The organism is Mesorhizobium sp. IMUNJ 23232 (assembly GCF_044326205.1).
Classification (GTDB): Bacteria; Pseudomonadota; Alphaproteobacteria; order Rhizobiales; family Rhizobiaceae; genus Kumtagia.
The window spans coordinates 140403-166516 of sequence record NZ_JBIRCY010000005.1 but is presented as its reverse complement, the minus strand read 5'-3'; the positions used below and the strand labels follow the sequence as shown (position 1 = coordinate 166516).

Genomic DNA, 26114 nt, shown 5'->3' with positions numbered 1-26114 from the left:
TCAGAAAATCTTCCCCGGATTCAAGATTCCCTTCGGATCCAGTGTCGCCTTGATCGCCCGCATCACCTCGACACTGTGGCCGACCTCGTGTTCGAGAAAACCCATCTTGCCCTGGCCGATGCCATGCTCGCCGGTGCAGGTACCGTCCATGGCGATGGCCCGCATGTTCAGCCGCGCGACAAACTGCTCGGTGCGTTCGATCTCCTCGTGGCTGTCAGGGTCCATCAGCACCATGACATGAAAATTGCCGTCGCCGACATGGCCTACGATCGGCGCGATCAGTTTCATTTCGTCGATGTCTGCTTGCGTCTCGGCGATGCATTCGGCCAGCCGCGAGATCGGCACGCAGGTGTCCGTCGACAGGCTTTTGGCGCCCGGGCGCAACGTGAGGGCCGACCAGTAGGCGTCGTGCCGCGCCTTCCACAGTTTTGCGCGCTCCTCGGCCACCTTGGTCCACTGGAACGGACCGCCGCCGTATTCGGCGGCGATCTCGCCGAACATCTCGGCCTGTTCCGCGACGCCGCTGTCGCTGCCGTGGAACTCGACGAACAGGCAGGGCGACTCCGGATAATCCAGCTTCGAATAGGTCTTCATCGCCCGCATCTGCAACTCGTTGACCAGCTCGATGCGTGCCACCGGAATACCCATCTGGATCGTGGCAATCACCGCCTCGCAAGCCTTTTCGATGCTCGGGAACGGGCAGACCCCGCCCGAAATCGCCTGCGGAATGCCGTAAAGTTTCAGCGTCAGCGAGGTGATGATGCCGAGCGTTCCCTCCGAGCCGACGATCAGCCGCGTCAGGTCATAGCCGGCCGAACTCTTCTTGGCGCGCCTGCCGGTGCTGATAAGACTGCCGTCGGCAAGCACCGCCGTCAGCGCCAGCACGTTCTCGCGCATCGTGCCGTAGCGCACCGCATTGGTGCCGGAGGCGCGGGTCGCCGCCATGCCGCCCAGGCTGGCGTTGGCGCCGGGATCGATCGGGAAGAACAGGCCGGTGTCGCGCAGATGCGCGTTCAGCGCCTCGCGCGTCACGCCGGGCTCGACGATGCAGTCGAGATCCTCCGCATGCACGGCCAGAATCCGGTTCATGCGCGACGTATCCAGCGAGATGCCGCCGCCCGGCGCGTTGACATGCCCCTCCAGCGACGTGCCGGTACCATAGGCGATCACCGGCACGCGATGTTCGGCGCAGATTTTGACGACCTCCTGCACCTCCTCGCCGCTCTCCGGAAAGACGACGCCGTCCGGCGCCTGTGTCGGGATGTAGGTGGTGGTGTGTGCATGCTGCTCGCGGATCGACTGGCCGGTCTGGAGCCGCTCGCCGAACCGCTGCTTGAGCACGCCCAGCACGATGCCGACACCCTCCTCGTTGCGCGGAACGCGCCGCAGGTCGCTCAAAGCCATGATTTCCTCCGCGAATGGACCATCGGCTGCTTCCGCCGAACCTTATGTTCGCCTAAGCCCAGAGCAGCCCGATTGTCCAGCATCCAGAAAGACTTCATCCATGTCCCTGCCCGTTCCCTTCGTCTCCGACATCATGGACATCCAGAAAGACTGGATCGACTACAACGGCCATCTCAACATGGCCTACTACAACGTGCTGCTCGACCGAGCCTCGGACGAAGCCTTCGAACTGATGGGCCTCGGCCCGGCCTATGCGAAGGAGCGAAAACTCACCGTCTACACGGCGGAAGTCCACATCTGCTACGTGCAGGAACTGCATCTCGGCGACCGGGTGCGCGTCAGCTTCCAGCTTCTCGACCATGACGAAAAACGCTTCACCGCCTACCAGGAGATCCGCCACGTCGACGGGTGGCTGGCCGCCACCTCCGAGACCTTGTCTCTGCACATCGACATGGCCGGCCCTAAGGTCGCGCCCTACCCGGCCGACATCGCCGAAAAGGTCGCCGCCATGCACTCCGCTCATGCCGTCCTGCCGAAACCCGAGCGCTCCGGCCGCTCGATCGGCATCCGGCGCAAGACGTCCTGACGCTCCGTCAACGGACGTTTACCCTTCCTTAACCATAAAAGGAGGCGATTTCTTAAGGTTACCGTTTATGCACAATTTGAATGATCCGGCCGGTTGATCCGGCACGCTCCGGCGCGAAGACTCCGCTCTATCGAATCGAGTCGCATGGGGCGGACTTGCGACTCGCCGGAGATGAGAATGAAACTCGATATCGCCACCATGTCGGCGCGCCTTGCGTCCGACGGCCGGCTTAGCGACTATGACTTCTGGCGGGCGATCAAGATGATCGACGACGAACTCTACCAGATCGAGCGCCGCGGCAAGCCCATACCGATGCAGATGATCTATGCCCGCCACGTGCTGAAACTGGCGCGCTCGAGAAGGCTGACGCCCGAGGTAGGATGATCGGAACGAGCAATGCGGTGTCATCGCCACCGCCCTGACGGGGCGCGAGGACGCAAGCGGGCAGAGGAACGCAGCCCCTACCGCCCTACTGCCCTACTGCCCTACTGCCCTACTGCCCTACTGCCCTACTGCCCTACTGCCCTACTGCCCTACTGCCTACGCCAGCTTCTCCTTGAAGAACGCGATCGTCCGGCCCCAGGCGAGTTCCGCCGCTTCCTTGTTGTAGCGCGCCTCCGAAGTGTCGTTGTTGAAGGCGTGCTGCGCCCCGTCATAGACATAGACGGTAAAATCCTTGCCCGCCGCCGTCAGCGCCGCCTTGTAGGCGTCGATGCCGGCATTGATGCGTTCGTCCTGCCCGGCATACTGCAAGAGCAACGCCGCCTTGATGTTGGCAATCGCCGCCGCATCCTTCGGCTGCGCACCGTAATAGGCAACGCCTGCCACGAGGTCGGGCGAGGCGATGGCAAGATTGTTCACCGTGCCGCCGCCCCAGCAGAAGCCGACCGCGCCGACTTTTCCGTTCGACCATTCTTGGCCCTTCAACCAGGTCACCGTTGCCGCGCCGTTGGCCGCCGTCTTTGCCGGATCGAGCTGCGAGAACATTTCTCGGGCCTTCTCCTCGTCGGCCGGCGTTCCGCCCAGCGGCGACAGGAAGTCGACGGCCAGCGCATCGAACCCTTCCAGCGCAACGCGGCGCGCCACGTCCTTGATATGGGCGTTGAGGCCCCGGTTCTCGTGGATGACGATCACCGATCCGAGTTTTCCGCTCTGGTCCGCGGGCTTGACCAGATAACCCTTCATCTCGCCGTCAGCCCCCGGCCAGGTAACATCCTCGGCCTTCAGCCGCGAATCGTCCTCGGCGACAACAGCCGCCTGTGCGGAATTCGCCGCAAGCATCGGCGCGATGACCGCAGCCGCCGCGCCCGTGCCCGCCAGCTTCGTCAGCTTTTCCATGAACCCGCGCCGGTCGAGCGTCAGATGGGTGTATTCGTCATAAGCGTCGATCATCGCCTGGGTGATGGCAGGCTTGTTCATGGCTCGCTCCCAAATTGTATGAGGTCTGCAAGATAGGGGCGGACAGGAAAGCGTCCAGTCAAGGCTTCGTGAGGCTGGGCCACGTCGGCGGCCTCTTGGCCAACCGGGCGACGGTCATGGTTGATATCCAATGCAGACGGCTCCGAGCGCGACGACCGCACACGCGGCGATCCTTCTTGCAGTCAACCTTTCGGCAAGAAACACCCCGCCGATAAGCGCCGCGAACACGACGCTGGTTTCCCGCAAGGCGGTTATCGGACCGGCCGGCCCCAGCGCGAATGCGGCGACAACGGCGCCGTAGGCGACCAGCGCGACGATCCCGCCCGCGAGCGCCTTCCATGTCTCCGGCGATCGAACATCCACCGCGAGCCTTCCCCGCAACAGGACGAACGTCCCCGGCAAGAGGACGCCGTAAAGGATCAGGACCCAGGCCGTATAGGCGCCCGCATGGCCTGCCTGGCGAACGCCGATGGCGTCGACGGTTGCGTAGGCCGCGATGATCGCGCCGGTCACCAACGCGAACAGGATCGACGACAAGGCAGCCCTGTCCCGCCCGAGTGAAAGGCTCATGATGCCTGCAGCGACAAGGATCACGCCGGTCATCTGGTAAGGGCCGAGACGTTCGCCGGCGAACAGAAACCCGCCGAACGTCACCAGCAACGGCACCGTCCCACGAACGATCGGATAGACTTGTCCCAACTCGCCGTAGCGGTAGGCGGCGACCAGGAAAACGCTGTAGCCGACCTGAAGACAGGCCGAGAGAGCGATGTAGAGGCAGGCCGTGGAGGCCGGAAAGGGAAACAGCATCGCCACTACCGCGCCGGCGATCGTGCTGGAAAAACTCATGACCGTGACGGTCCAGAGGCGGTCGGCGCCGTTGCGAAGAAAGGCGTTCCATGTTGCGTGCAGCATCGCCGCCGAGAGGGCCAGGCCGATGACCGCCGGGCTCATCGCGGCCTATCCTTCACCGTGATGATGCCCGATGCGGCTTTCCAGGCGTCGGCGATGGCATCGTCGCCCCTTCCCATCTGTGCCATCAGCGTCGCCCCCTCGATCAGCATCAGCAGCGCCGCCGAAACGCTCTCGGCCTGCTCGGCGGGCATTATGCCTTCGAGGATGGCCTGCATCCGCCGCTTGAGCCCGGTCTTCTGCGAGACCACGGCCTTGAAGACGGGATGCGCGGGGTCGCCGAATTCCGCCAGGGCATGGGCGAAGAGGCATCCATGGAAATCGGTGGTCTGGAACCAGCGCCGATGCCAGTCGAAGATGGTCTCGATCTTCCGCTCGGGCGCAATCGCATCGTCAACCAGTTGGTCGAACTGGCGGTCGAAACGCCGTGCCCGCCAGTTCAGCACCTCGACGATCAGGCCGTCCTTGTTCGGGAAGTGGCGGTACATCGTCATCTTGGCCACGTCCGCTTCCGCGATGATCCGGTCGATGCCGGTGGCGTGGAAGCCGAAGCGCTTGAACAGGCGGTAGGCGGTTTCGACGATGGTCTGCCGTTTGTCGGAAGTTCCGGGAGGTGCCGTCATCGTGGCGTCCATATAGAGATGAGACAGGTCTGTCTCATCTCTATATGGACATGACCTCGCCCGTCAACATGGCTTCCGAATAGCGTCGATTGATCGGGCTCCGGTCAGCGTCAAGCTGAGATTTCGTGCTTGATCCGCTTGCCGGCTAGCCCCGCAAAGGCTTACTGAAAGCGTTGGTGAAAACCACCTCGCCATGCGGCCCAGCCGCCTCGCCGAGCACGACGTCCATGAAGCTGTCGGTAATCCGCACCAGCGCAAAACCGCCCATATAGGCCGCCTTCGGCTTGAAGATGTCGAGCCCGTCGCGCCGGTAGATCATCGGCGTCTCGTGCTGGTGGCCGTGAAAGATGCCCACGACGTTGTAGCCTTCCAGCACGCCGAGCATGGCGCGGCGATCCGCGTCGCTCCACCAGTGCGGCGCGCCGACGCCCTCGTCGTCGAAGGTCTTTTTGGCCGCGTCCCAGCGCTCGATCGAAAAGGAATCCCAGCCATAATGCTGGAAGACTACTACCGGCCTTCCGTCCCCGGCATAGGCCGCGAGATCCGCCTTCAGCCAGGACAGGCCGCTCACCGCGCCCTTGTTGGTATCGCCGGCGAAACGCTGCGCCTGTATGAGATGCAGTCGGTCCCAGTTCCACGAATAGCAGTCCGACGCCGCGTCGTAACTGTCGGCCGGCACCGGCGGCTTGAAGAACACGCCTGGCCGATGCGTGATCTCGACATAGTCGCGCAGCTCGCGCCGGTACCAGTCGACGTCGGGCGGCAGTCCGTCCTGGTCGAGGTCGTGATTGCCGAGGCCGAGATAGACCGGAAAATGCACGCGGTCAGGACCGGCGCCCTCCTGGTAGCGGTGGCTGAACTGCAGGAGCTGCGTGCCCTCGTGCAGCAGGGCGATCTGCCCGCCGCCGTCGTCGGTCATATCGCCGCCGATCACCAGCCCGCGCGGTTTGCCGATCCGCCCGCCCGCGCTCGCCAGCCCACTCGCCACGCCGTTGACAACCTGCGGCCAGCGCCCGTGCTCCAGCCCGTTCAGCGCGGCGATATGCTTGAGCAGATTGGCATCGGTCTTACCTTCTTGCGCACAGTTGGGGCTCAGCCCCTCGCCCATCCGGCAGGCATGGATGTCGTTGGAAAACAGGAAGGTCACGTCGGTCTTGCCGACGCCCGCGCTTGCCTGCGCAAAAGCCCCTCGGGCGGTCATCACGCCCAGACTGGCCAGGGCACCGCCGATCAACCACCGCCGCGACAGGTTGGCGAGGCCGCCCAGAGGCTCGACTAAGGATTTATTTACCATCGCTCATCGCCAGCCGGTGATCCGGCTCACAATACCGCAGTACCAAAGTCCTTCAACAGCGACGACGCGTTGCCGCACGGTGACACTCGGCCATCTCTTTGGAAAAGCCCCAGATTTCCAGTTGAACCGGAACAACTCTGCTTTATGCTCCACCGCGATCGGAAGGTTTGCGGGGGACGATTGCCGATGATTCTCTCAAGACGCGAAGTGATGCTCGGCGCGATGGCCGCTGCCGCGACCGGATTTGCCGGCGCCGAGGCCAATGCGCAGGCGTCGTCCTATTTCGCCGGCACCATCACAGACAATGGCATCACCTTCCGCGCCACCAACTTCAAGAAGATCGACAAGAAGTGGCAGCGCCAGGTCGTAAAATTCAAGTCGAGCGAGCCGCAGGGCACGATCGTCGTCGATACCCGCAACCACTTCCTCTATGTGATCATGGAGAACAAGACGGCGATCCGCTACGGCGTCGGCGTCGGCAAGGAAGGGTTCCAGTGGTTTGGCCGCTCCACCGTCGACCGCAAGTCGCTGTGGCCGAAATGGACCCCCCCGCCGGAAATGCGCAAGCGCCATCCGGAACTGCCAGCCTCGGTTGAAGGCGGTTCGCCGAAAAATCCGCTCGGTCCCCGCGCAATGTATCTGCATCGCGACGGCGCCGACACCGGCTACCGTTTCCACGGCACCATCGCTCCGTGGAGCATCGGCACGGACGCCTCCTCCGGCTGCATCCGCATGTTCAACGAGGACGCCATCGACCTCTACCAGCGCTGCCCGATCGGCACGGCGGTGCAGGTCCTGCCGCATCTTGCGGAACAGGCGGAACGTTCGATCGCCAAACCCGAAGAACTCGAAGACCAATAGGATAGCCGCCGATGATCGTCCGTCACGACGCCCTCCGGCGGCTTCTCGCCGCCGGCCTTCTGGTCACGCTCGCCGCCTGCACCACCGCAAAGCTGGAAACGCCGGAACCGCCCGGTGTCAATCCCAACGAGATCGGCAAGACCAACGATCCAGCCGCCGGCTTCGCCAATGCCGGGCCGGGCAGCGAGGAGGATTTCATCCTCAATGTCGGCCGCCGCACCTTCTTCGCCTCCGGCTCGGCCGAGCTCGACTCCGTGGCGCGCGCCACGCTAGACAAGCAGGCGGCGTTCCTCCAGCAGTATCCGCGCTGGCTCATGAAGCTTCAGGGTTTCGCCGACGATCCGGGTTCCGAATCCACGCAGGTCGCGCTGTCGCAGAAGCGCGCCGACGCGGTCATGCGTTACATCGTCTCGAAGGGCGTCGACCCCAAGCGCATGTGGGCGAAAGGCTACGGCAAGGACCGCCTCGTGCGCGCCTGCACCGACACCGCCTGCCGCGTCCAGAACCGCCGCGTCGTCTCCAACCTGCGCAACGAATACGACGCGCCGTGAGGCGGAAATCCGGGGACAGTTTACTTAATTCCGGACTATGCCGCTGAAACATCAGCGCCCTACGCCCCGGAATTAAGTAAACTGTCCCCGGATTTACTGCGATCAAACTTCCAGAAACCGGATCCTGTTCCCAAAGGGATCAATGACCTCACATTCCAGCCCCCAGTCCTGCCGCTGCAGGCCGGGACGGTTATATTTGTAGTTCTTGCCGACCAACTCCTTCTGCCAGGCCTCGACGCCCGTCATGTAGACCAGCATGTTGGCGCCCGGGCTGGCGTCGCCCGAATGCTCGCTTAGATGCAATTTCAGCGCCCCGCGCGACACTTGGCAGTAAAGCGGCATACCTAGCTCGAAGCGATGTTCCCAGTCGAGCGTCATGCCGAGAAAGCCGAGATAGAAGTCGCGCGCCCTGGCCTCGTCGAAAATCCTGATGATCGGCGCCGGCGGCTCGAAGCGCCATGGCGCGACCTCTGCCTCGCCGATTTTTGCCGACAGCACGTTCCAACTTTCCAGCCCGAACTGTTTCGCCACGATCTCCAGCGCCTCGGCATGCTGGATCGTCACGCCGCGCGTGGCAAGCTGTTCGCGCATGGCCTTCGCCATCGCCTTGGCGTTCAAAAATGTACGCATGGGTTCCGGTTCTCCGTCCCGGCGAAGTCTTGCCTCAGCGCCCGCATTGCCGAAGTCTCCGCCGGAAAGGGTTTACCGGTTGGACTTTTTCAGATCGACGCATTCGCCAAAACCCTTGCGGGCGCGGACTGCCGGCTGCGTCGCGGCCGGCAGGAAAGCTAGCGGCGGCGGCAGGCGGCGTCAACGATGGAGCACAGGCATGGTCGCGGTTTGGATTCCGGCCTTGATCGCCCCAGCCGCTCATCGAGACGCTGTCCGTGATAGACCGGAAGCCGCGCCTTGCCGACTATCGACAAAGACGGCTATCGATAGTCTGAAGTGGCCGTCGGCTTACCCGTTGCTCAGACCACCACAAAGTCCGCCGCGCTGATCGAAGGCACTCCCGTCAGCTTTGCGAACTGGACCGCGACCGCCGCGCCATTGCCGTCTTCGTCATAGAAAAGGCCACCTGTTGCGGAATTGTAGATGATCCGATCGTCTGCATCTCCAGCGGTTCCGCTAGCGTTGGCCCTGAACGCGGTTGCCGCCAACGTGCCAGCCGGCAACACCGAAAATACGCGCGCCTCCAAGCGGATCGTGTCGTCCGCCGCGTTGAAGTCGGCGATTGTCTCAACGTTGGCACTTGCGCTCAGGACCGAGCTAAATACAAAAATGTCCTGGCCGCCCCCTCCTATCAATTTGTCGTTGCCGCCATAGCCGCGCAGCGTGTCGTTCCCGGCGCCGCCATCGATAACATTGCCAAAGCCGTTACCAGCTAGCGAGTCTCCATTGTCGGACCCGAGAAGGTTGTCGATTCGGGAATATTTGTCGCCCGCCGCATCGCCGGTGTTGTTGGCGCTGTTCTGAAGGCTGGCCACGACTCTTGCCGTAGCCGTCTGGTAGGACGCGGTATCGTTGCCACCAGTATCGCCCCCGCTGTTCTCAATGCCCCACAGCGCGTCCGCACCGGCGCCGCCACACAGAATGTCGTCTCCGGAGCTGCCGATCAGAGTGTCATCGGCTGCGTTCCCGAACAGCGTGTCGTCGCCCCCGCCGCCGTACAACCTGTTCGCGTTGCCATCGCCATAGAGCGTGTCGGTATAGTCGGAACCGCTCAGGTCCTCGATGCTGACCAATGTGTCGCCAGCAGCCTCGCCGGTGTTGATCGACTGATCGACGAGCGACACGATAACGCCGGTAGCGGCACCGTAGTAACTGGCTGAGTCGTTTCCGGCTCCTCCATATATTTTGTCCGCCCCCTCGCCGCCAAAGAAGCTATTGACCCCGGAGCCACCAATGAGGACGTCGTTTCCGCCCTCGCCCTGCATCACATTCGCGATGTTGCCGCCTATGATCGTGTCATTTCCCCCAAGTCCGCGCATGGAATCGACACCTCCGCCGCCCACGATCAGATTGGCGCCATCATTCCCCATCAAGGTATCGTTGTATTTCGATCCGATGAGGTTCTCGATCGAGTTGTAGTGATCGAACACCCCATTCTGACCGTGACCCCAGAGATCCATCAGTTGGATCCACATCCTTGTGGGAGAATCCGCATAGGAGACGGTGTCGCGTCCGAGGCCGCCGCTGATATAGTTCGAACCTTCGCCGTCGCTCAGTACATCGTCACCGTCTCCGCCGGCCAGCGTGTCATCGCCCGCGCCGCCGATGAGAAAGTCGTTCCCCTCTCCACCGCGCAACTTGTCGGCCTGAGCCGATCCGAAGACAACATCCGAGCCGGCCGTTCCGGTAAAGTCCGCCGCCACATCAAACAAGGTTACGGTAAAGTCACTTGTCAGTGCGGCGCCGCCGATATTGTCGTTCAGGTAATAGGAGCCGCTGGCCGTAACGCCTGACGCGAGCGTTGCAGTGAACTGGAGGTCCATCGGCCCGTCCAGCGTCTGATGGACATATCCGCTGAACACGCCCAGTTCGGCGCCGATCTCGCCGTCCCAGACATAATATCCGAGTTCCTCGTCCAGATATCCCGTCAGATAGTAGGAAAACGACAGCGTGACCTGATTGCCGCTCCGCTCAATCGTGAAATCAGGCGAGACGCCGGAAATGAATTCGCTGATAAGCATGGTGCCCTCCCAAGAACCGCGCGAAGTTAGAAACTAGCAGTGACTGCATTGTTCCACAACTGTTGCGGGAATGTCTCAGCGAGAACGATACTTATCGATAGCGAATTGTGAAACGTCGCGCATCGTCGGCGGCACTCGGACCGCCAGCCATACTTTCCAGCCGCACCGTTGCAAGCTCACCTCTTTCCATAGGCCGTGAAAACGAAATCCGTTGCCTCCGACACGCACCCGCCGTCGCTCATTCCGGCAGTGGCTTGCCGGTCTGTTCGTTGAACATGTATTCGGCGTACCAGTCTGGCCAGTTGACGTCGTATTCGCCGCCCGTCCGCTTCTCATGCTCTCCATGCGCGGCCCCCGCGCGCCGCAACGCCGCTGCGAGCTCGGTGGCAGAGGTGATCGTCACAACATCGGGATCGACGCGGCCTGGCAAACGCTGGGTGACCTCCTGGAGCAGCCAGCCATTGCCGTCCGGATCGCTGAACGACGCAAACGATCGATAGCTGCGGCGCTCGGGGTCCGGACCGTTCACCCGAATTCGCCCGAACAGGTAGGGTTCATCGCCGCCCGCATAGACGCCGTCGGCGCCATGGAACACCTCGCTGACCGCAACGCCTCGGCCAAGCAGGTGCGTGCGCACCGCCTCGATGTCCGAGACGATCAGGTACAATCCGCGCGCCGAACCGGGCGCCGCGGCAGTGACGTTCTTGCCGAAGATGATCGAGCACCCCGATCCCGGCGGCGTGAACTGCATGATGTGGAAGTCGTCACCGGAAGCGAACTCGGCGTCCTGCCTCCAGCCCAGGCCGGCGTAGAATTGCTTGGCGCGCGCGACATCCGACACCGGGATGATCACGATCTCGAACTTCATGTCGGGCGCTCGCGCTCCCCCGGCCTCGCTGCGGGTCTCGGGACTGCCGGTCTGTGTGGTCTGGGACATGTGTCGTGCCTCTCGCGTCAAGGTGATGGGTGCAGTCAGGAAACCGGGCCAAAAACCTCCACATGCAACGCCTCGATACTGCGGCCTGCGACAGGACGCTGACGTGCACGGCTCAATTTCAAAATGAAGCGGGCCGAACTACAGCTCGCCAATTTGCTTCAAGGTCAGAGCGCAACAATCTGAATCTGCGCACAATCTCGGTTGCTGCCGGCGTATTTCAATCGCAAGCAGCCGTGGCAAGAAAAACTTGCCATTGTCTCTTGAACAGTACGGCATGTATTGAAAAATGGGAATAGTCCGGGCCGAAGGCGGGTAATGTTAATCTTCCACCACCCTGAGCTGTGCTTCAAGTTCGAACCTCAATGGGCGCAACACAGAATACCGCGCAGGCCGCTTCACGCGCTTTTTCCACGCCGCCTCACGGCCGGTCGGCCTCCAGTTCGGTTCTCGGAAAATGGCAGGTGAGCCGTTCGGGGTAGCATTCCAGATAATTCTGGTGCTCGGGCTGGGCCTGCCAGAAGCAAAGGCGGCCGGCGTCAACGATCGCAAGCGCTGCCACAACTTTTGCGTGGGTGCCAAGCGCGTGGGCTGGCGGAGGCGCGGGGCGGCATCTAAGCTGCCTCCATGTCCTCGTTCCCGCATCTTTGGCCATGGATCGGATTAGGCTTCGCGGCCGTGGTGCTCGCCGGTCTGCTGTTCGGCGATCTGCGAGGCGACCACACGGTGCCGCGCAGCCGTGACATTGTGTGGCTCGCCTGGGCGGCCACCGCGGCCTACCTGCTACACCAGTTCGAGGAGCACGGCATCGACGCAGAAGGCCAGCGCTACGCCTTCCGCGCCATGATGTGCGAAACGTTCGGCTTTGCCGACACGGCCACCTGCCCAGTCCCCGAAGCCTTCATCACGGCGGTGAACATCCCTCTGGTATGGCTGGCCGGCCCGGTCTCGGCCCTGCTCGGGCGTCGCTGGCCGGCAATCGCGCTCAGCTTCTTCGGCGTGGTGTCGGTCAACGCGGTCGCGCATATCGGGCCGGCGCTGGCGAACGGCGGCTACAATCCCGGCCTCGTCACCGCGATCCTGCTGTTCCTGCCGCTGGCGCTCAGAACCTTCTGGATTGCCCTGCGGCGGCCGGATCTGGGCGTGCCGGCGGTCGCCGCGACCGTGCTGGCCGGCATCCTGATCCACGCCGTGCTTTTGCTCTCGCTGAAAGCCTATCTCGCCGGCTGGATCGGCGAGACCGCCCTCGTCGCGATCCAGATCGTCAATCCGGCGATCCCGATGCTGCTGCTTGCGGCGGTGACTTCGCGCCGGCCCGTCCGGGCCTGAGAAGGCGTCACGCGCTCTTGCGCTGCTCCCTTCTCGGCAGCTTCCAGTTCGGCCGCGGAAAATGGCAGGTGTAGCCGTTCGGGTAGCGCTCGAGATAATCCTGGTGCTCCGGCTCGGCCTGCCAGAAATCGCCGGCCGGCACCACCTCGGTCACCACCTTGCCCGGCCACAGTCCGGAGGCGTCGACGTCCGCGATGGTATCTTCCGCCACGCTCTTCTGCTCGTCGCCGATATAGAAAATCGCCGAGCGGTAGCTCGCGCCGACGTCGTTGCCCTGCCGGTTGCGGGTGCTCGGGTCGTGGATCTGGAAGAAGAATTCGAGGATGTCGCGGTAGCTGGTCTTTGCCGGGTCGAACAGGATCTCGATCGCCTCGGCGTGGCTGCCGTGGTTGCGGTAGGTCGCGTTCGCCACGTCGCCGCCGGAATAACCCACGCGGGTGGAGATCACGCCCGGACGCCGGCGGATCAGGTCCTGCATGCCCCAGAAACAGCCACCCGCCAGCACTGCGCGTTCAGTCGCCATGTCTTCGCTCCTTCGGTTTGGATTTTCCCATAGATAGGCATTGCGAACGGGATTTTGTAGCGCCGGGCAAAGTTGCCGGGCCGTCGAAGGAAATAATTCCTCGATCCCTGCTTGTCCCCTCTTGCTTTTCGGTACAAAACGGAAACGCCGCTGGCCTTTCCCGGCCGAATCACTACATTCGGGGTCATGGCCGGCCAGCCCGACGACATCCCGTTCTTCGACGACGACGCACCGCGTCCGCCGCACGGTGAAGTCGCGCGCGCGCCGCAACGTGCGTCCGGCATCGCCGCCCGAGCCATGGCAGCGCGCGCCGGCCACAACAATCCGCCGGCCTATTTGAACGGCCTGAACCCGGAACAACGGCTGGCGGTGGAGACCACCGAAGGCCCGGTTCTGGTTCTGGCCGGCGCCGGCACCGGCAAGACCCGCGTGCTCACCACCCGCATCGCCCACATCCTCGCCACCGGCCGCGCCTGGCCGAGCCAAATCCTCGCCGTCACCTTCACCAACAAGGCCGCGCGCGAGATGAAGCAGCGCGTCGGCATCCTGGTCGGCGAGCAGGTCGAAGGCATGCCCTGGCTCGGCACCTTCCACTCGATCGGCGTAAAAATGCTGCGCCGCCACGCCGAGCTCGCCGGCCTGCGCTCCGACTTCACCATTCTCGACACCGACGACCAGATCCGGCTGATCAAGCAGCTCATCCAGGCCGAAGGTCTTGACGACAAGCGCTGGCCGGCGCGCCAGTTCGCACAGATGATCGACGGCTGGAAGAACAAGGGTCTCGGCCCTTCCGAAATCCCCGAAGGCGACGCGCGCAGCTTCGCCAACGGCAAGGGCCGCGAGCTCTACAAGGCCTACCAGGACCGCCTCACGACGCTGAACGCCTGCGACTTCGGCGACCTTTTGTGCCACCCCATCCGCATCTTCCGCACCCACCACGACGTGCTGGCGGAGTATCATCGCCGGTTCAAGTACATTCTGGTCGACGAGTACCAGGACACCAACACCGCGCAGTACATGTGGCTCAGGCTCTTGGCGCAGAGGCCAACGGGTTCGCGCCCCACCTCCCCCTCAAGGGGGGAGGTCGCGCCGCGCAGCGGCGCGGGTGGGGGTGACTTCGACAAACACCCCACCCCGGCGCTTCGCGCCGACCCTCCCCCTCCAGGGGAGGGTAAGGCCCCCGTAAATATCTGCTGCGTCGGCGACGACGACCAGTCGATCTATGGCTGGCGCGGCGCGGAAGTGGACAACATCCTGCGCTTCGACAAGGATTTTCCGGGCGCCACCATCATCCGGCTGGAGCGCAACTACCGCTCCACCGCCCATATATTGGGCGCCGCCTCCCACCTCATCGCCCACAATGAGGGCCGGCTCGGAAAAACCCTGTTCACCGACCGCGACGACCCCGAGGAAGGCAAGGTCAACGTCCACGCCGCCTGGGACTCCGAGGAGGAAGCCCGCGCCGTCGGCGAGACCATCGAGCAATACCAGCGCCAGAACCACCTGCTCAACGACATGGCGATCCTGGTGCGCGCCTCCTTCCAGATGCGCGAGTTCGAGGACCGCTTCGTGACGCTGGGCCTCAACTACCGCGTCATCGGCGGGCCGCGCTTTTACGAGCGCCAGGAGATCCGCGACGCCATGGCGTATCTCCGCGTCGTCGCGCAGCCCGCCGACGACCTCGCCTTCGAGCGCATCGTCAACGTGCCGAAGCGCGGGCTTGGCGAAAGCGCCGTGCGCCAGGTCCACGACACGGCGCGTGCGCTCGGCATCCCGATGCTCGCCGCCGCCGAAAAGCTCGCCGAAAGCGACGAACTGAAGCCCAAACCGCGCGCAGCACTTCGCCAGCTCGCCGCCAATTTCTCCCGCTGGCAGGAGTTGTTGGAAACCCAGCCGCACACCGAGCTCGCGGAAACCATTCTGGAAGAATCCGGCTACACCGAGATGTGGAAGAACGACCGCTCGGCGGAAGCCCCCGGCCGGCTGGAGAACCTGAAAGAGCTCATCCGCTCCATGGAGGAATACGAGTCGCTGCGCTCCTTTTTGGAGCATGTCGCGCTGGTCATGGACGCAGAGCAGAACGCCGAGCTCGACGCCGTCTCGATCATGACGCTGCATTCGGCAAAAGGGCTGGAGTTCGAGACGGTCTTCCTGCCCGGCTGGGAGGAAGGCCTGTTCCCGCACCAGCGCGCGCTCGACGAGGGCGGCCGCTCCGGCCTGGAGGAGGAGCGCCGCCTTGCCTATGTCGGCGTCACCCGCGCCAAGAAGAATCTTCACATATGGTTCGTGTCGAACCGGCGCATCCACGGCCTGTGGCAGTCGACCATCCCCTCGCGTTTCCTCGACGAGCTGCCGGAAAAACATGTCGAGGTGCAGGAAGGCGGCAATTCCTACGGCGGCTACGGCAACCCCTATGGCGGCGGCCGCTCCGCCGGTTTCTCGGCCGGCCGACAAAATCCCTATGGCGCCTCGCGCTTCGACAGCATCGGCTCGCCCTCGGGAAATTTTTCCGCGCGCGGCGACCAGCGCGGCCCATCCGGCGGCGATGCCGGCCGCGCCTTCTCCAACTCTTACGCCACCCCCGGCTGGCAGCGCGCCCAGCAGAACCGCACGGAAGCCACCGACCGCAACTGGGGCACCCGCTCCGGCCACGCCGTCGAGCGCATCGGCTACGGCGAAACCGATTCCGGCTACGGCGCCGGGCGCGGCTCGGTGAAAGGCAAAACCATCGACGGCGAACTGGTCGCCAAATCCGTCGCCGACACCCCCTCCCCCTTCAATGTCGGTGACCGCGTCTTCCACCAGAAATTCGGCAACGGCAATATTTCGGCCATCGAAGGCAACAAGCTGACCATCGATTTTGACCGGGCTGGGCAGAAGAAGGTGCTGGACGGGTTTGTGACGGGGGTGTGACGGCTGCTAAAAATCCCCCATGTTGTCATTCTGTGCCTTACTGATAAGTAGCATATTTGAAGCTTTCACATTTAGATTTCTGAGAAGCTCCTCGAATAAATCAAGCTGCTCTCCTGAATTTCCCGATTTTTTCTTTCTCCATCTGACATAGAACAGAAATGATGGCTCAACTATGTACAAAGTATCCTCTGTTGGCCTCCACTCAAGAAGCTGAAACTCCCGCTTCGTTTGAAATTTCTTTAGAGCCCCCAGCGTCGAATTTAAAGATGCAGCAGGTGGTTTTTCAGATGCGTCTATCTCTAGCTTGGAAATACGACTATCAATTTCCGCTCTAGTTAGAGAGAACGTAATCGGATCGACAGTGAAACACGCGAGGACCAACTCATACGTTCGATATTTTCGATTCTTTTCTCTAGGGCCACGGATAAGCGTGGAATAGTAGCTCTCGAACTGCCTATATTTTTCAGTCGCAACGTCATAAAACGAGCTGACGACGTTTGATTCCCTAACAGAGATTTTTTTCTTTCTGGCAGCAGAAACCAGAAAAATACTCTGCGAAGAGAATATCTGTAAGCATATCTGCTGAACTATGATGGGAAGTCCAACTGCCTCCGAGCAAATCTTTTTAGATAATTTTTCCGCTATCTGACAACGAAGGTAGCCAAACCCAGCATCACAAATCTTTATCAGATCAGATTCATCCCAATGGCCCACGTCGATTCGAGATATTCTGCCAACAAGATCGCGATTGCTATTTGCAATGTCAACGGCACGATGGGTAGTACCCAAAACAATTATGGATATTTCGTTGTCTACGAATCTCTTCCATTGCTGAAAAAGAAGTATCTTTTGAGATTCTTCTAAATAATGAAAGTCCTCAATAACCAGCACATACCTTGTTTCTTTTAGAATTGGTATCAGCAAATCTGGTGATGGATTGGAAAGAATTCGCTCCCTAACTTCACCTTCACTTGTATCTCTATTAAAAGAGCCTTTTAGCGCCCCCGTAATCCCAGCAAGCCACTTCCAACCAAATGTCGAACTTACTTCAGCTTCGGCGCTTATTGAGGTGTTTGTCCCCTGCGATTTCTCTACAACACGGTCAAAGTTCACCCCTTCCAGAGCCACCCGCCATATCTCTTCACAGTTTCTTCCCTCCGTACACTGGACAATAAGTGGTATTTCTCCTCGCTGATTCAGAACTTGCTTATAGAGCGTCGTCTTTCCTGTCTTAGATGGTCCAGTTATTAGGCATAACTGCCCCGCCTCATCCAAATATCCATTTAACCTGCGCTCGTAGTTACCAGAATCGCGCTGGACGTAAGTGATGGTTGGTTGCCCGGTCGTTCGAAAAACTTCCGATATCTTTGATGGCTCTTCGCGCGACACGTTACGCCCTCTTTCGTCAACAGCAGCATATGGCGAATCAGATCGGCAATGCCAGCGCTCAATGATTAGAGAGATCTGGTTCCACAGGATCACACTTTTCGGCTCAACTACTTCCTCGATCTGGGAGCGCCAGCGTCGAACGATCGCTCTGAGTATCCGAGAGGTGGCTTCAGGAGAAATATTTGCCTTTCCGCAGAGCAACTAGTGCGCTTCAGGCGTCCGCGGGAGGAATGCGATAATTGTCAGATCATGCACACGCAACTACCTTCGCAAACCCCTTCACCAGCCCCTTCACTACCACATCAAAAACCTTCGCGCTCGCCTGCGGATATTCCAGCCTGAAATACCCCGCCGCCCCGTCGCAGAGCGGAATGGCGCGCGCATAGAGGATGCGCCCGTTGCGCAGGCCCGACCAACTCGCGCCGGAAACCGTCTCGCGGCGGTAGCTCAGCGTCCAGCCGTCGGCCTCGTCGCCGCGCATGCGCTCCCCCACTTCCGCGCGCACAACCCACGCATATCCTTACGACGTGCCGCAAGCGCCGTGCACCTCCCCTACGCCGCCCGCTCCATCACCCTGATCTGCCCGATCTCTTTCTCCTTCGCGCGCGCCTCGGCAGCCAGTTCCCACGCCGTCTGAAAATTCATCCAGAACTCGGGCGTGGTGTCGAAAAATTTCGCCAACCTGAGCGCCGTGTCGGGCGTCACGCCGATTTCCTCCTTGACGATCCGCTCGATGCGGGTGCGCGGCACCCGCAATTCGCGCGCCAGGGCGCCCGCGCTCATGCCGAGCGGCGCCAGATACTCCTCGCGCAGGAACTCGCCGGGATGGACGGGGCGGGCGAACCTGATGTTCATGATCGAACCTCCTAATGATAGTCCACGATCTCGACGTCCTCCGCGCCTGCCTCGGTCCAGACGAAGCAGATACGCCATTGGTCGTTGATCCGGATCGAATGCTGGCCGGCGCGGTTGCCTTTCAGGGCTTCCAGCCTGTTGCCCGGCGGCGAGCGCAGGTCGGCCAGGATATGCGCATTGTCAACCGCCTGCATCTTCCGCTCGGCCACTGCGAGCAGGTCGGCCGGAAAGCCCTTCGCAGCCTTCCCCGCGACCACGGCCTCTGCGAACTTGCCTTTCAGCGAAACGATCACAGACGTGTATCACTTGTTGATACAGAACTCAATCCGAAATGGCGGGCCTCGATGCCGCCAACCGACCCGCCGCGTTCCGAGCTTTCGATCAGGTCCCGCTCCCGTAGCTGCGGCTCGCCGATCATGCTGGCACGGCCGATTTTGCACCGGCTCGGGCGTCATTGAGTTCGAGGCCGGGATTCCCGACACTCTCCGCTCGCTACGCTCACTCACGAGGTCGACAGTCATGATCTGCCTCGGCTAGTCTCCGACGTTGACGATTGGTTGAGACGGAAGATGACTGTCGTCATTCCCGACCTCGTGAGCGAGCGTAGCGAGCGGAGAGTGTCGGGAATCCATGCCTCGATGGTGGTGAAGTCAAACTCGGCGAAGAAGATCCGGCGCGGATGTCTGACCATCAATTGAATACGACAAGAGGGGCGCCAAGCTTGCCACCCTCCTCCTCGACCGCAGGGCAATCGCATATGGAATTTATCCTCTCCGAGCCGGCTCCGCAGGTTCGTCTCGGTATCCCTCCTCACCGGCCCTTGACGGCGAGGTGACTCCAAAGAGGCGAGACGGTCTATCTGAAAGCCGCCGATAATACCCCCTTGGTCATGCTTGTTACGCAAAAATCCACGAGTCTTGCAGACAACCATCTGATTCCATTTGTCTTACAAGCATGACATTCTTCCCGGCGGAGCTTCGTATCCAGCCGGAAAGGACCGGATGGCAGGCCGTCATGTCTCGAAAAGTCGAGTTTTTTCAATGGGTTGTATGAACATGTATTTCAGTTGAAGGATTACTTTCCTAGGATTATTTACATCATTGTCGATCTGTGCGATAATCCCGCTGCCTTGTTGGAGGAGACGGCGATGGAAGTTATTCCGCAAGTCGAGACTAACCGGGAGGCGCTGAAGCGCATCCTGGCAATGCTCGTCGGCATGGCCGAGATGGCCGGCGGTGCGTCAACCCTGCCGCGTCACCTCTACCGCGCCATATTGCGGCTGCTGCGTCCGGCCGAATCCGCCGCGCGTCGGCTGATCATTGCGACAGCGCGCGGCATCGTGGTGACCTTGCCGCCGTTTCGCCCGCGCAAGCCGAAGCCGAAGATTGCCGACACGGTGGCCGCCATGCGCCGCCTCGGCCTCGCCGTCACCCTGTCGAAGCAGGACTTTGCCCGCTATGAAGCCGAGCGGAAAGCCGCCGAACGGCGCGCCACAAGGCCGCGCACAATCAGCCTGCCGCTGTTCGATCCCCAAAAGTATCCGTTCCGCGTCCGCCGCCACTATCTCCCGGCGCGCGGCGTGCCGCGCATCTGGGTTCCCGGCTTCAGCGAGCGGGCTCCGCTGCCTCCCCCTCCATCGCTCGACGACCCGATCGATGCGGCGCGGCTCGGCCTGCGGCTCGCCGCACTGGGTGCGGCCCTCGACGACCTGCCAAAACAGGCAAGGCGCTTCGCCCGCTGGAAGGCACGCTGCGACGCGGCGGTCGCTGAGATGAGGCAAATCGGCAGCGCCGTGGTCGTGCGCGGCAGGACGGCGCGCGGCACGGTGCGGTTCCAGCGGACGCGGCCGCTGTGGCTCGGACGTCCGCCCGGTGGCCGGCTGTCGCCCTGCGACCCGGACGCCCGGCGCCGCAGCAACATCCGCGAGGTCGACGAAATCCTGGCGCATGCCCATGCGCTGGCCTTGGACGCGCTGAACCCGCTGCGCCCCGACACATCGTGATGACGCTTGGCCGGCGGTTCTCGAAGACGCTGCAGGTTCAATGGCCAGACGGCGTAAAACCCGGGCGTGGCGATGATTTGCGTTGCCGGAAAACACCTTGTCCGTCGGCTATCTCGGGCGGCGTGACGGATACGCAAAACCTTTTCCGTCACGCCGCCAGCCGGACCGGTCTTTCTGCGAAGCGGGCGCGGCATCGAAAGTTCGGGGAGGACGAACCCGCGAAACACCGCGCAAAAAAACTTCGCCGTCCGGTCCGGCTGGTTCGAAACTCAGTGCAGGATGCGCTGCCCTATCATGCCGGCGCGGCGGCTGGCCGGGCCAGGGCCGCGCATGTAATAGAGCTCGGGCCGATAGCGCGGGACGAAAAAGTCGCGGAGCGCCGATGCCAGTTTTACAACGATTGCCAATGGTTCCATGATCGTACCCTCGCCTGCCTCATCGCTGGAAGTGCCGGCAACGCTCAGGTGATGGTGTAAGGATACGGGCAGCGCGGCGGGCCCGCTGTGACAATTCGCACATCGCCCGAAAAATTTGCCGCGCGGCGCTTTCGCCGCTATTCGGGGTCCCGAAACGCTTTCGAGGGGCAAACCCATCGGTCGCGGGAGGACTTTTCATGACAGCCGTTCCCGCCTTTCTGTCGAGACTGAGCGAGGCCGACCACGCAGCGCTGGCCGAGCGCTGGAGCACCGCAAGTTTTCTGCACAGCGAATTCATCGTCGCTCATGGCGACTCGAGCCGCGACGTCTACTTCCTGCTCGAGGGGCGCGCGCGCGTGACCCTCTATTCGGAGGACGGCAAGGAGATTGCCTATCGCGATCTGGCGCCTGGCGACATTTTCGGCGAGCTCGCCTGCATCGACGGCAGGGAGCGGTCGGCCAGCGTCGTGGCGCGCGAGCCGACCTACGTCGCGCACCTGCCGCCCGCCACGTTCCGCAAACTGGTGGAAAGCCATCCGCGGCTTGCCTGGACGCTGCTGGAGCATCTGTCGGCGCTGCTCAGGCGCATGACCGACCGAGTCTACGAATATTCGACGCTGGTGGTGCGCGAGCGCCTGATCCTGGAGTTGCTGCGCCGCGCCGAGGAGGCCGGTCCGCTGCGCGGAAAGGTTTCGATCACCCCGGCGCCAACGCATTTCGAGCTGGCGGCGCAGATCAGCACGCATCGCGAGGCGGTGTCGCGCGAGATGAGCGACCTGGCAAAACGCGGGCTGATCGAGAAGCGCGGCAACAGTCTTGTGCTGCATGACCTGGCCGCATTGGAGGCGCTGGCGGGCAAGGACGACTAGCGGCTGCCGATCACCTCGATCGATGTAGCAGCGGCTACGTTGGCCGAGGCCCGCGCCCTACCGCGTACGCCAGCTCTGCGTGCGTGCCAGCACCCCGCGCGACACCAGCGCATGCAGGATGCGCACCCCGGCGTTGGTGTAAAAAATCATCATGCCCATGGCGGCGGCCGGCGCGATGTCGCCGGCGTCGTCCATGTTGAGCACGGCGACCGAGGCAAGCTGCGTGTGAGTGGAATAGAGGAACACCACCGCCGACACCGTCGTCATGGCGTTGACGAACAGGTAGATCGAGATGTCGAGGATCGCCGGCAGGCAGACCGGCACAGTCACCCGGAAGAACAGCTTGTGGAACGGCTGCTTCAGCGACGCGGCGACGGGCTCGAACTCCCGGTCGATCTGCTTCAGTGCCGTCAGCGCGGTCAAGTGCGACACCGTGTAGAAATGGGTCACCGTGCAGACGACAAGGATCGCCATCGTGCCGTAGATGCCGTTCAACGGATTGGCCGGATTGTTGAAGAAGAAAATATAGGCCAGCCCCAGCACCATGCCGGGCACCGCCATCGGCAGCATGGCGAGGAAATGGAATGCTGCCCGCCCTGCCCTGAACCCATCGGTCTTCTCGACCATGTAAGCGCCGACGAAGACGACGACCGTGCCGAACACCGCCGTCAGCAGTGCCAGCTCGATCGAGTTCCAGTAGGACGCCCAGCCCCCACCATCCATCTTGTCGAAGGCGAAATTGTTGAGGCTGAGGCTCATATCGTAGGGCCACAGTTTTACCAGCGCCGCGAGCTGGCAGACGCCGATAATGGTGAGGATGAACAAAGCGACCAGCGCGCACCAGGAAAAACACAGCGCGTCGAAGCGCGGATTCTTTTTCGGCTGGTAAGGCACGGCGCGCGCCGACAGCAGCGCCACCTGGCGTTTCTGCATCAGCCGGTCGACGGCGAAGGCCACCACCGCCGGCACCAGCAGAATCACCGACACCACCGCGCCCATCTCGAAATTCTGCTGGCCGATCACCTGCTTGTAGATGTCGACGGCGAGCATGTTGTATTGCCCGCCGATCACTTTCGGCAGGCCGAAATCGGTGATCACCAGCGTGAACACCACGAAGGCCGCGGAGATGAGGCCGTAGCGGGCGCCCGGCACCGTCACCGTCCAGAAGGTGCGCCAGCGGCTGGCGCGCAGCGATGCCGCCGCCTCGTAGTGGCGGGCATCCGAGATCGACAGCGCCGTCGAGATGATCAGGAAGGCGTGCGGCAGCGTGAAGAACACCGAGCCGACGACGATTCCGATCGGCCCGTAGATCGACTGGCCCATCAGCAGGCCCTTGATCAGCCCCTGATTGCCGAACAGATAGACCAGCGCGATGCCGGGCAGCAGCGACGGCACCAGGATCGGGAGCGCGGCGACCAGCCGGAAGAAACCCTTGAACGGCATCATGCTGCGGCTCAGCGCATAGGCGAGACCAAAGGCGACGGCGATGGTGATCACCGTGCTGAGGCTGGCCATCAGCACGGAATTCCAGATTGAGCGCGACAGCGCCGGCGTGCTGAAATACTCCGCGAAATTGCCGAGCCCAAAACCCTGTACCGGGCGCAGCGTTACCCGCCGAAACGTGTTGGAATCGAATTCATGCCAGATGATGCCGGCGCCCGGCTGCGACCCGACCAGCCAGCGCGCCTGTTCACTGGTGCCACGCAGCCGATACTTCACCGGGCTTCGAAAATTGAAATCCTTGAAGAAGCTGGTCGCCGCCAGCCGGCTGTCGGAGCCGGCGGCGAGATCGGCGGCCGGCACCCCGCCGCTCGCGGCGTTCAGCATCTCGGCGGTGGCGGGCGCGCTCCAGTTGGCGCCGGTCTCGTCGCTCACCTGGAACTCGAACTGGCTGAGATCGAAACGGTAGATCGACGCCGACTTCGACAGCATGACGTAGAGCGGCGCGGCCAGCGAGAACAGCAGGTAGAGCGAGATCACGACCATCAGCCCGCGCTTGACCAGATCGTCGCGGTCGAGCGATTGGCGCAGTGCCTTTCCCGGCGGCAGGACGGCCGAGACTGGAGCAGCCATGTCAGGCGCTCCGCGGGAAGACGAGCAGCCGCTCGGCCGGTATCTCGACCCGCATCGTCCCGCCGGCGGCGATGCGCAGCCGGCGCACGGCGTTGATCGAGAAGTCTGCGATGAGAGTGCGTCCGCCCAGCCTGTCGCCGGTCAGCCGCGTGCGCCAGAAGGCGCCGAGATATTCCATCCCGCCCACCGCGACCTCCAGCAGGTTTTCCGGCGTACCCACCGGCTCCCCGCCAACTCCCGCAGCCGCGTGCGGAATAATGTCGACCGGGCGGACGACCGCCGTGACATCGGCGCCCGACTCGAGTGCGTTCTTCTCGCAGAGCAAGGTGCCGTCGCCGAAGCTGATGCCGCGCTCGCCCACCCGCTTCGCCTCGATCTTGTTCGTCTCGCCGATAAAATCGGCGACGAACAGGGTCTTCGGATGCCGGTAGATCTCCGTCGGCGTGCCGACCTGCTCGATCACGCCGTGGTTCATCACCACGATGCGGTCGGCCATCGACAGAGCCTCTTCCTGGTCGTGGGTGACCATGATGGTGGTGACGCCCAGGCGGCGCTGCAATTCCTTGATCTCGTGGCGCAGGTGGACGCGCACCTTGGCGTCGAGCGCCGACAGCGGCTCGTCGAGCAAAAGCAGCCCGGGCGAGATCGCCATGGCGCGGGCCAGCGCGATGCGCTGCTGCTGGCCGCCGGAAAGCTGCGCCGGATATTTCTTGGCCTGGCTGGCGAGCCCGACCAGCGCCAGAAGCTCGGCGACCCGCGCCGCGACCTCGGCGCGCGGCCGGCCGGTATTCTCAAGCCCGAAGGCGATATTCTTTTCGATCGTCAGATTGGGAAACAGCGCATAGGACTGGAAGACGATGCCGTAGTCGCGCTTCGACGGCGGCAGCACGGAAATGTCGCGGCCGGCCTGCACGATCATGCCGCGCGTCTGCAGATCGAGGCCGGCGATGGCGCGCAGCAGCGTGGTCTTGCCGCAGCCGGATGGACCGAGGAAGCAGACGAACTCGCCCTCCTTGACGTCCAGCGACACGTCCTTCAGCGCCAGGAAGTCGCCAAAGCTTTTCCACACGCCAGAAATGCGCAGGTAGACCGGCTCGTCCCGGTTCGGCCCAGACGGTTTTACCGACACGCGAACCTGGTCTTCCACCACGATCGCCTCGTGCTTCACGTCCGTGCTCCATGCTTGCTGCTGCGGAGCGGATACTCCGGATGCTTGGCATGCGGGGCGCCGCGCGGGGCAGCGCCCGTCTGTCGTGAAAAGCTCAGGACTTCGGCTCGGACTTGCTGTCGTAGCGCTTCTTCCACTCTTCGAGGATTTTGGCGCGACTGTTGGCGGCCCACTCGAAGTCGTTTTTGATCATCTTGGCAGGCACGTCGGCCGGCAGGTTCTCGACCGGCTTGGCGATGCCCGGATAAGCAAGCACGGCGTAGCCGGCATTGTACATCTCGTTGGCTTCCTTGGTCACCGACCAGTCGACCAGCTTCTTGGCGGCTTCGAGGTTCGCCGTGCCGGCGATGATCGCGGTGGCCTCCGCTTCCCAGCCCGAACCCTCTTGCGGGAAAATGATGTCAATCGGCGCGCCCGACGATTTCGCCTTGGCGCCCGGAAACTCGAAGGAAACGCCGATTACCGTCTCGCCGGCCGCTGCCAACTTGCACGGCTTGGAGCCTGAGTGAGTGTAGGCCGCGATGTTCTCGTGTAGGCCGTCCATGAACTTCCAGGCGTCTTCCTCGCCGAAAGTCTGGATCCAGGCCGAGACGTCGAGGAAGCCGGTGCCGGAAGAATTCGGGTTCGGCATCACCACATGGCCCCTGTATTCGGGCTTGGTAAGATCCTTCCAGCTCTTCGGCGCCGTCAGCCCAAGCTTCTGCGCTTCGACCGTGTTGTAGCAGAGCGCGGCGACATAGGCGTCCATGCCGACCCAGCTCGGCGGCGTGTCGCTGTCGACGAATTTCGGATCTAACTTTTCGACGCCGGCCGGTGCGTAGGCTTCCAGCATGCCCTCGCCCTTGAGCAGCAGCAGCGAGGTGGCCGCGATGCCCCACACCACGTCTGCCTGCGGGTTGTTCTTCTCGGCGAGCAGTTTTGCGGTCATGACGCCCGTTGAGTCGCGCACCCAGTTGATCTTGATGTCCGGGTTGGCGGCCTCGAAGGTCTGCTTGTAGCGGTCGAGATCGACGGCCTCGATCGCGGTGTAGACGATGAGCTGCGTTTCCGCCAGCACGGCGGAGGACGAAAGGAGCAATACGGCAAGGCCGGATACGGCGGATTTCGTGAATGTCATGGTTTTCCCCTGGGTTCTGCTGCGGCAGTCATTCTTGGGAGAGTTTTCGGTCCGGCGCATTTTCGTCGGTCCTCTCCGCTTGTTCGATAAGCAGCGGCGATGACAGTGTTGCGACAGTCCGTCGTGCCATTGGCCGCCACTTCCGCGAGGGATAGTGCAAACCGTGGTTCAATAAGGGAAATCTAT

At 62.5% G+C, this 26114-nt stretch carries 25 protein-coding genes and 1 pseudogene; 9 read left to right on the top strand and 17 right to left on the bottom strand.

All coding sequences use genetic code 11. The features are described 5' to 3' along the window. Positions 1–1404 carry an FAD-binding oxidoreductase gene (locus tag ACH196_RS05610; RefSeq protein WP_396645636.1) on the bottom strand — a complete coding sequence of 468 codons (1404 nt, stop codon included), beginning with the start codon at positions 1402–1404 and terminating at the stop codon, positions 1–3. Between the two features lie 100 nt (positions 1405–1504). Here ACH196_RS05610 and ACH196_RS05605 point away from each other — a divergent pair, with 100 nt between their 5' ends. Then, a complete protein-coding gene (locus tag ACH196_RS05605; protein WP_396645635.1) occupies positions 1505–1990 on the top strand; it encodes a thioesterase family protein in 486 nt (161 codons plus the stop codon). Positions 1991–2167: 177 nt separating this feature from the next. After that, a complete protein-coding gene (locus ACH196_RS05600) occupies positions 2168–2374 on the top strand; it encodes a hypothetical protein (protein WP_396645634.1) in 207 nt (68 codons plus the stop codon). A gap of 156 nt (positions 2375–2530) precedes the next feature. Here the strand turns inward: ACH196_RS05600 and ACH196_RS05595 are convergent, their stop codons facing one another. The 4 genes from ACH196_RS05595 to ACH196_RS05580 all read right to left on the bottom strand — a co-directional run bounded on the left by ACH196_RS05595 (position 2531) and on the right by ACH196_RS05580 (position 6235). Beyond that, entirely contained in the window at positions 2531–3409 is an 879-nt protein-coding gene (locus ACH196_RS05595; protein ID WP_396645633.1) for a dienelactone hydrolase family protein, read from the bottom strand. Between the two features lie 114 nt (positions 3410–3523). Beyond that, positions 3524–4360 (bottom strand): EamA family transporter, encoded by an 837-nt coding sequence (locus tag ACH196_RS05590; RefSeq protein ID WP_396645632.1) that lies wholly within the window; start codon positions 4358–4360, stop codon positions 3524–3526. Beyond that, positions 4357–4941 carry a TetR/AcrR family transcriptional regulator gene (locus ACH196_RS05585; RefSeq protein ID WP_396645631.1) on the bottom strand — a complete coding sequence of 195 codons (585 nt, stop codon included), beginning with the start codon at positions 4939–4941 and terminating at the stop codon, positions 4357–4359. Before ACH196_RS05585 ends, ACH196_RS05590 begins: the two co-directional genes overlap by 4 nt. Before the next feature lie 145 nt (positions 4942–5086). Beyond that, positions 5087–6235: a metallophosphoesterase gene (locus ACH196_RS05580; protein WP_396645630.1), complete on the bottom strand. Its 1149-nt coding sequence runs from the start codon at positions 6233–6235 to the stop codon at positions 5087–5089. A gap of 210 nt (positions 6236–6445) precedes the next feature. Between ACH196_RS05580 and ACH196_RS05575 the strand changes: the two genes are divergently transcribed. Beyond that, the gene (locus ACH196_RS05575) at positions 6446–7096 is read left to right on the top strand and encodes a L,D-transpeptidase (RefSeq protein WP_396645751.1); all 651 of its coding nucleotides are present in this window, start codon (positions 6446–6448) and stop codon (positions 7094–7096) included. Between the two features lie 11 nt (positions 7097–7107). After that, positions 7108–7647, top strand: a complete 540-nt coding sequence (locus ACH196_RS05570; RefSeq protein WP_396645629.1) for an OmpA family protein — start codon at positions 7108–7110, stop codon at positions 7645–7647. A gap of 102 nt (positions 7648–7749) precedes the next feature. Here the strand turns inward: ACH196_RS05570 and ACH196_RS05565 are convergent, their stop codons facing one another. The 4 genes and pseudogenes from ACH196_RS05565 to ACH196_RS05550 form a co-directional block, all read right to left on the bottom strand. Beyond that, positions 7750–8277: a glyoxalase superfamily protein gene (locus tag ACH196_RS05565; RefSeq protein ID WP_396645628.1), complete on the bottom strand. Its 528-nt coding sequence runs from the start codon at positions 8275–8277 to the stop codon at positions 7750–7752. 341 nt (positions 8278–8618) lie between these two features. Beyond that, the gene (locus ACH196_RS05560; protein WP_396645627.1) at positions 8619–10142 is read right to left on the bottom strand and encodes a hypothetical protein; all 1524 of its coding nucleotides are present in this window, start codon (positions 10140–10142) and stop codon (positions 8619–8621) included. A gap of 436 nt (positions 10143–10578) precedes the next feature. Then, on the bottom strand, positions 10579–11208 hold the full coding sequence (locus tag ACH196_RS05555) for a VOC family protein (protein WP_396645750.1): 630 nt from the start codon (positions 11206–11208) through the stop codon (positions 10579–10581). A gap of 480 nt (positions 11209–11688) precedes the next feature. Continuing rightward, a pseudogene (locus ACH196_RS05550) lies at positions 11689–11797 on the bottom strand (peptide-methionine (S)-S-oxide reductase); the annotation flags it as partial. Between the two features lie 104 nt (positions 11798–11901). On the opposite strand from ACH196_RS05550, the gene ACH196_RS05545 reads away from it, so the two are divergent. Then, the gene (locus ACH196_RS05545; RefSeq protein ID WP_396645626.1) at positions 11902–12603 is read left to right on the top strand and encodes an HXXEE domain-containing protein; all 702 of its coding nucleotides are present in this window, start codon (positions 11902–11904) and stop codon (positions 12601–12603) included. 7 nt (positions 12604–12610) lie between these two features. Here ACH196_RS05545 and msrA read toward each other — a convergent pair whose 3' ends face one another. Further along, positions 12611–13126, bottom strand: coding sequence for a peptide-methionine (S)-S-oxide reductase MsrA (gene msrA, locus ACH196_RS05540; protein ID WP_396645624.1), 516 nt, complete (start codon positions 13124–13126; stop codon positions 12611–12613). A gap of 186 nt (positions 13127–13312) precedes the next feature. Between msrA and ACH196_RS05535 the strand changes: the two genes are divergently transcribed. Continuing rightward, positions 13313–16039 carry an ATP-dependent helicase gene (locus tag ACH196_RS05535; RefSeq protein ID WP_396645623.1) on the top strand — a complete coding sequence of 909 codons (2727 nt, stop codon included), beginning with the start codon at positions 13313–13315 and terminating at the stop codon, positions 16037–16039. 6 nt (positions 16040–16045) lie between these two features. Here the strand turns inward: ACH196_RS05535 and ACH196_RS05530 are convergent, their stop codons facing one another. The 4 genes from ACH196_RS05530 to ACH196_RS05515 all read right to left on the bottom strand — a co-directional run bounded on the left by ACH196_RS05530 (position 16046) and on the right by ACH196_RS05515 (position 18576). Further along, the gene (locus ACH196_RS05530; RefSeq protein ID WP_396645621.1) at positions 16046–17428 is read right to left on the bottom strand and encodes a hypothetical protein; all 1383 of its coding nucleotides are present in this window, start codon (positions 17426–17428) and stop codon (positions 16046–16048) included. Between the two features lie 247 nt (positions 17429–17675). After that, positions 17676–17933, bottom strand: coding sequence for a hypothetical protein (locus ACH196_RS05525; protein ID WP_396645619.1), 258 nt, complete (start codon positions 17931–17933; stop codon positions 17676–17678). A 47-nt stretch (positions 17934–17980) separates the two neighbouring features. Next, on the bottom strand, positions 17981–18283 hold the full coding sequence (locus ACH196_RS05520; protein WP_396645617.1) for a HigA family addiction module antitoxin: 303 nt from the start codon (positions 18281–18283) through the stop codon (positions 17981–17983). Between the two features lie 11 nt (positions 18284–18294). Beyond that, the gene (locus ACH196_RS05515; protein ID WP_396645615.1) at positions 18295–18576 is read right to left on the bottom strand and encodes a type II toxin-antitoxin system RelE/ParE family toxin; all 282 of its coding nucleotides are present in this window, start codon (positions 18574–18576) and stop codon (positions 18295–18297) included. 854 nt (positions 18577–19430) lie between these two features. Here ACH196_RS05515 and ACH196_RS05510 point away from each other — a divergent pair. The 3 genes from ACH196_RS05510 (at position 19431) to ACH196_RS05500 (ending at position 21570) form a co-directional block, all read left to right on the top strand. Further along, on the top strand, positions 19431–20285 hold the full coding sequence (locus ACH196_RS05510; protein WP_396645613.1) for a hypothetical protein: 855 nt from the start codon (positions 19431–19433) through the stop codon (positions 20283–20285). Next, positions 20285–20761: a hypothetical protein gene (locus ACH196_RS05505; protein ID WP_396645759.1), complete on the top strand. Its 477-nt coding sequence runs from the start codon at positions 20285–20287 to the stop codon at positions 20759–20761. Before ACH196_RS05510 ends, ACH196_RS05505 begins: the two co-directional genes overlap by 1 nt. Positions 20762–20898: 137 nt before the next feature. Beyond that, complete coding sequence (locus tag ACH196_RS05500) at positions 20899–21570, top strand: Crp/Fnr family transcriptional regulator (protein ID WP_396645611.1); 672 nt, start codon at positions 20899–20901, stop codon at positions 21568–21570. A 57-nt stretch (positions 21571–21627) separates the two neighbouring features. Here the strand turns inward: ACH196_RS05500 and ACH196_RS05495 are convergent, their stop codons facing one another. The 3 genes from ACH196_RS05495 to ACH196_RS05485 form a co-directional block, all read right to left on the bottom strand. Continuing rightward, positions 21628–23643, bottom strand: coding sequence for a putative 2-aminoethylphosphonate ABC transporter permease subunit (locus ACH196_RS05495; protein WP_396645610.1), 2016 nt, complete (start codon positions 23641–23643; stop codon positions 21628–21630). A 1-nt stretch (position 23644) separates the two neighbouring features. Beyond that, on the bottom strand, positions 23645–24772 hold the full coding sequence (locus tag ACH196_RS05490) for a putative 2-aminoethylphosphonate ABC transporter ATP-binding protein (RefSeq protein ID WP_396645749.1): 1128 nt from the start codon (positions 24770–24772) through the stop codon (positions 23645–23647). Between the two features lie 133 nt (positions 24773–24905). Continuing rightward, positions 24906–25928, bottom strand: coding sequence for a putative 2-aminoethylphosphonate ABC transporter substrate-binding protein (locus tag ACH196_RS05485; RefSeq protein WP_396645609.1), 1023 nt, complete (start codon positions 25926–25928; stop codon positions 24906–24908). Positions 25929–26114 lie beyond the last annotated feature (186 nt).

Bases quoted from the DNA above. Each gene is read 5' to 3' on its own strand.
- ACH196_RS05585 (WP_396645631.1), bottom strand. From the start codon at position 4,941: ATGACGGCACCTCCCGGAACTTCCGACAAACGGCAGACCATCGTCGAA.
- ACH196_RS05535 (WP_396645623.1), top strand. From the start codon at position 13,313: ATGGCCGGCCAGCCCGACGACATCCCGTTCTTCGACGACGACGCACCG.
- ACH196_RS05495 (WP_396645610.1), bottom strand. From the start codon at position 23,643: ATGGCTGCTCCAGTCTCGGCCGTCCTGCCGCCGGGAAAGGCACTGCGC.
- msrA (WP_396645624.1), bottom strand. From the start codon at position 13,126: ATGGCGACTGAACGCGCAGTGCTGGCGGGTGGCTGTTTCTGGGGCATG.
- ACH196_RS05605 (WP_396645635.1), top strand. From the start codon at position 1,505: ATGTCCCTGCCCGTTCCCTTCGTCTCCGACATCATGGACATCCAGAAA.
- ACH196_RS05505 (WP_396645759.1), top strand. From the start codon at position 20,285: ATGACGCTTGGCCGGCGGTTCTCGAAGACGCTGCAGGTTCAATGGCCA.
- ACH196_RS05555 (WP_396645750.1), bottom strand. From the start codon at position 11,208: ATGAAGTTCGAGATCGTGATCATCCCGGTGTCGGATGTCGCGCGCGCC.
- ACH196_RS05520 (WP_396645617.1), bottom strand. From the start codon at position 18,283: ATGAACATCAGGTTCGCCCGCCCCGTCCATCCCGGCGAGTTCCTGCGC.
- ACH196_RS05560 (WP_396645627.1), bottom strand. From the start codon at position 10,142: ATGGACCTCCAGTTCACTGCAACGCTCGCGTCAGGCGTTACGGCCAGC.
- ACH196_RS05580 (WP_396645630.1), bottom strand. From the start codon at position 6,235: ATGGTAAATAAATCCTTAGTCGAGCCTCTGGGCGGCCTCGCCAACCTG.
- ACH196_RS05485 (WP_396645609.1), bottom strand. From the start codon at position 25,928: ATGACATTCACGAAATCCGCCGTATCCGGCCTTGCCGTATTGCTCCTT.
- ACH196_RS05570 (WP_396645629.1), top strand. From the start codon at position 7,108: ATGATCGTCCGTCACGACGCCCTCCGGCGGCTTCTCGCCGCCGGCCTT.
- ACH196_RS05510 (WP_396645613.1), top strand. From the start codon at position 19,431: ATGGAAGTTATTCCGCAAGTCGAGACTAACCGGGAGGCGCTGAAGCGC.
- ACH196_RS05610 (WP_396645636.1), bottom strand. From the start codon at position 1,404: ATGGCTTTGAGCGACCTGCGGCGCGTTCCGCGCAACGAGGAGGGTGTC.
- ACH196_RS05595 (WP_396645633.1), bottom strand. From the start codon at position 3,409: ATGAACAAGCCTGCCATCACCCAGGCGATGATCGACGCTTATGACGAA.
- ACH196_RS05600 (WP_396645634.1), top strand. From the start codon at position 2,168: ATGAAACTCGATATCGCCACCATGTCGGCGCGCCTTGCGTCCGACGGC.
- ACH196_RS05545 (WP_396645626.1), top strand. From the start codon at position 11,902: ATGTCCTCGTTCCCGCATCTTTGGCCATGGATCGGATTAGGCTTCGCG.
- ACH196_RS05575 (WP_396645751.1), top strand. From the start codon at position 6,446: ATGCTCGGCGCGATGGCCGCTGCCGCGACCGGATTTGCCGGCGCCGAG.
- ACH196_RS05590 (WP_396645632.1), bottom strand. From the start codon at position 4,360: ATGAGCCCGGCGGTCATCGGCCTGGCCCTCTCGGCGGCGATGCTGCAC.
- ACH196_RS05565 (WP_396645628.1), bottom strand. From the start codon at position 8,277: ATGCGTACATTTTTGAACGCCAAGGCGATGGCGAAGGCCATGCGCGAA.
- ACH196_RS05500 (WP_396645611.1), top strand. From the start codon at position 20,899: ATGACAGCCGTTCCCGCCTTTCTGTCGAGACTGAGCGAGGCCGACCAC.